Source organism: Methylobacterium sp. J-070, from assembly GCF_022829385.1.
Classification (GTDB): Bacteria; Pseudomonadota; Alphaproteobacteria; order Rhizobiales; family Beijerinckiaceae; genus Methylobacterium.
Genome location: NZ_JAKSXX010000203.1, coordinates 1 through 1,951 on the forward strand (window position 1 = coordinate 1; position 1,951 = coordinate 1,951).

General features: G+C 63.4%; 3 protein-coding genes. All 3 read right to left on the bottom strand.

Annotation, left to right across the window (positions count from 1 at the left end; translation table 11 throughout):
- Positions 1-149: 149 nt before the first annotated feature.
- The 3 genes from MKL01_RS21930 to MKL01_RS21940 all read right to left on the bottom strand — a co-directional run bounded on the left by MKL01_RS21930 (position 150) and on the right by MKL01_RS21940 (position 1,910).
- Entirely contained in the window at positions 150-401 is a 252-nt protein-coding gene (locus MKL01_RS21930) for a hypothetical protein (protein ID WP_243907303.1), read from the bottom strand.
- 34 nt (positions 402-435) lie between these two features.
- Positions 436-642, bottom strand: coding sequence for a hypothetical protein (locus MKL01_RS21935; RefSeq protein ID WP_243907304.1), 207 nt, complete (start codon positions 640-642; stop codon positions 436-438).
- A 140-nt stretch (positions 643-782) separates the two neighbouring features.
- A complete protein-coding gene (locus tag MKL01_RS21940) occupies positions 783-1,910 on the bottom strand; it encodes a carboxylate-amine ligase (protein WP_243907305.1) in 1,128 nt (375 codons plus the stop codon).
- Between the last annotated feature and the right edge of the window lie 41 nt (positions 1,911-1,951).

Consider the following 1,951-nt stretch of genomic DNA (forward strand, 5'->3'; position numbering starts at 1 on the left):
CGTTTCCCCGACGCTCTCATCACGAAGTCCCGATCGCTGTCAGGGACTTCTCGCAGCAAGCGCTCGCGGAAGTCGGCGTCGGGCTCGGGATCGCTCATGCGTCACCTATGCAGGCTCGATCTGTGTACCTCAATGAGGTGATGGCGAAGTTAGGTCGGACCCGTGAGGATGTGATCGACGATTGCCACGAACTCGCGAGCGGCTGAGGCGCGCTGTGTCCCGCCGTCCGGAGCCGAGATAGCTACGTCCCACGCGGCGTCGATCGCCTCGGCGCTTGGCCGCTTCAGCATCGTCAGTACGGCGCGCACGACGGCTTCAGCCGTCGCATCTGGATCTGCCACCGGGGCTCGTTGAAGCGGCACGCGAACCGCCTCGCACAACCGACTCATGTCGGGGGTCATACGGCCACTCCTGCCAGGATTGCACATGGACGGGTCAGCTTTTGCCGAGAACCTTGTCGGCTTTGGCATCGACCTTCTTCTTGTCTGCCTTCGACAGGTTGCCAGCTTTCACGGACTGAGCGGAACGAGCCTTCGCGTTCCTCGCATGCGCCTTGTCGTCGATCGGAAAGCGCTTGTCCTCGGGCAGAGCAAAATCCTTCTTCGGTAGCTCCTTGCGGTCTTTGGTCGTCAGCTTGGCCATTGGTGCCTCCCGGCTGCTTCAGACGCCCTTTGCATCTGCTCGACATGCTTTGCAGATGATATCGAAATACGAGCCTTTGAGGCACGCCATTTCGCGATAAAGCACCGGGGCTTCATAGCTACTGGTGGACTACAGAGGCGCTATGCCGGGGCGCCAGTCGTCTCCCTCGCCAGCCAATCGACCACGTCGCGCAGGGCCTCGTCATCATCCGCGCCGCGTTCTAGCGCGGCGTCATAGGCCGCGATCTGCCCATCCGCACTGGAGCCGTTCAGGGCGATAACCTTGGCGTGAGCCACTTCCGCTGCGCAGCCGAGGGCGGCCGCATCCTCGGCGATCAGGTTGAGAAGCGCGTCAACCATCGCGGGCACAGGTACCGTGCGGGCCTGGGTCTCATCGATCAGGCTGGCCCGTACACCGTCACGCTGCGCCCGCCACAAGTTCTCCGTCACGAAGCCTCGGGAGGCGCCGGTGAGCTTCGCGTGGATGTCTGGCCGACGATCGACGAGGCGGACGAGGCAACGATACAGTGCGGCGACAGCGAGGGTGTCATCGAGCCGCGTGCACGCATCCGCAACGCGCAGTTCCAGCGTCGGATACCGGATCGATGGACGAATGTGCCACCAGAGGAAGGTCGCATCCTCGATCGCGCCCGACTCGGTCATGACTTGAATGAAGCGGGCATAGTCGGCTTCGTCGTCGAAGACATCGGGCAGGCCGGCGCGGGGCAGTTCGGCATAGGCCCGCAACCGGTATCCCGCCAAGCCGGTCCGACGCTTCTCCCAAAATGGCGAGGATGTCGACAGGGCGAGCAACACTGGCAGGAACGGCAGCAGGCGGTTCATCATATCGACCCGCGCCTCAGGTCGGGGCACCTCCACATGGACGTGCTGGCCGCAGACAACCCAACGCCGTCCGACCATCTGCAACTCGTCGATGATGCGCTGATAGCGAGCCTTCTCGGTCTTGCGCTGGGCGGGCCACAGTGCGGTCGGATGCGTCCCGGCAGCGAAGACCAAGAGGTTGTGCTTGCGACCGACATCGGCCAAGCCGCATCTGAGATCAGAAAGTTTCGCACGCACCTCCTCGAAGCTCGCCGACGGCTCGGTACTGATCTCGATTTGGCTTTGGAGGACCTCGCGTTCGGCGACGTGCAGCCGCTTCTGTGCGTCCTTGTGAAAGGCGGCGATCGACCGCTGTGGCGCCCCCCGAGACCGGGCACTGGCGAGGAAGAACTCTTCTTCAATGCCGAAGCGGTACTCGTTAGCCATCGCGGATCGCCCCCGGTGCCAGCCCTTTTCGGCCTAACCCT

Excerpts from the sequence above, each read along its gene's own strand:
- MKL01_RS21930 (WP_243907303.1), bottom strand. The coding sequence starts at position 401 with ATGACCCCCGACATGAGTCGGTTGTGCGAGGCGGTTCGCGTGCCGCTT.
- MKL01_RS21935 (WP_243907304.1), bottom strand. The coding sequence starts at position 642 with ATGGCCAAGCTGACGACCAAAGACCGCAAGGAGCTACCGAAGAAGGAT.
- MKL01_RS21940 (WP_243907305.1), bottom strand. The coding sequence starts at position 1,910 with ATGGCTAACGAGTACCGCTTCGGCATTGAAGAAGAGTTCTTCCTCGCC.